The sequence below is a fragment of the Clostridium sp. HGF2 genome, from assembly GCF_964240115.1.
Taxonomy (GTDB): domain Bacteria; phylum Bacillota_I; class Bacilli_A; order Erysipelotrichales; family Erysipelotrichaceae; genus Clostridium_AQ; species Clostridium_AQ innocuum.
In genome coordinates, this window is record NZ_CAXSSO010000025.1 from 1 (window position 1) to 1,487 (window position 1,487).

A 1,487-nucleotide genomic window follows, 5' to 3' on the forward strand; every position below is an offset into this window, starting at 1 on the left:
CTTCTTTTGTACTTTCTCCTTAGAAAGGAGGTGATCCATCCCCACGTTCCCGTAGGGATACCTTGTTACGACTTAACCCCAGTCATCGGTCCTACCTTCGACGGCTCACTCCTTACGGTTATGCCACCGGCTTCGGGTATTACTGACTCCCATGGTTTGACGGGCGGTGTGTACAAGGCCCGAGAACGTATTCACCGCAGCATGCTGATCTGCGATTACTAGCGATTCCGACTTCATGAAGTCGAGTTGCAGACTTCAATCCGAACTGAGACGACCTTTATGAGATTCGCTTCTTGTCACCAAGTCGCTGCTCTTTGTGGTCGCCATTGTAGTACGTGTGTAGCCCAGGCCATAAGGGGCATGATGATTTGACGTCATCCCCACCTTCCTCCGGTTTGTCACCGGCAGTCTCGCATGAGTCCCCAACTTGATGCTGGTAACATGCGACAAGGGTTGCGCTCGTTGCGGGACTTAACCCAACATCTCACGACACGAGCTGACGACAACCATGCACCACCTGTGTGATCCATAATTATCCCCCTATCTCTAGGGTATTTGTTTCCATGTCAAGGCCTGGTAAGGTTCTTCGCGTTGCTTCGAATTAAACCACATACTCCACCGCTTGTGCGGGCCCCCGTCAATTCCTTTGAGTTTCACACTTGCGTGCATACTCCCCAGGCGGAGAACTTATTGCGTTAACTGCAGCACTGAATTCCTCCAACACTTAGTTCTCATCGTTTACGGCGTGGACTACTAGGGTATCTAATCCTATTTGCTCCCCACGCTTTCGTGCCTCAGTGTCAGTTACAGACCAGGCGACCGCCTTCGCCACTGGTGTTCCTCCATATATCTACGCATTTTACCGCTACACATGGAATTCCATCGCCCTCTTCTGCACTCCAGCATACCAGTTTCCATAGCTTACAATGGTTGAGCCATTGCCTTTTACTACAGACTTAGTACGCCACCTACGCACCCTTTACGCCCAATGATTCCGGATAACGCTTGCCACCTACGTATTACCGCGGCTGCTGGCACGTAGTTAGCCGTGGCTTTCTGGTAAGCTACCGTCACTCCCATAGCATTTCCTCTATGAGCCGTTCTTCACTTACAACAGAGCTTTACGATCCGAAGACCTTCTTCACTCACGCGGCATTGCTCGTTCAGGGTTTCCCCCATTGACGAAAATTCCCTACTGCTGCCTCCCGTAGGAGTTTGGGCCGTGTCTCAGTCCCAATGTGGCCGTTTACCCTCTCAGGCCGGCTACGCATCATCGCCTTGGTGGGCCGTTACCTCACCAACTAGCTAATGCGCCGCAGGTCCATCCATGTTCACGCCTTGATGGGCGCTTTAATATACTGAGCATGCGCTCTGTATACCTATCCGGTTTTAGCTACCGTTTCCAGCAGTTATCCCGGACACATGGGCAGGTTACCTACGTGTTACTCACCCGTTCGCCACTAAGTCTCTTTGGAAGCAAGCTTCCT

General features: G+C 51.7%; 1 rRNA gene. It reads right to left on the reverse strand.

The annotated features are described in order from the left end of the window. Positions 1-23: 23 nt before the first annotated feature. Positions 24-1,487 (reverse strand): 16S ribosomal RNA (locus ACESPQ_RS20755); the annotation flags it as partial.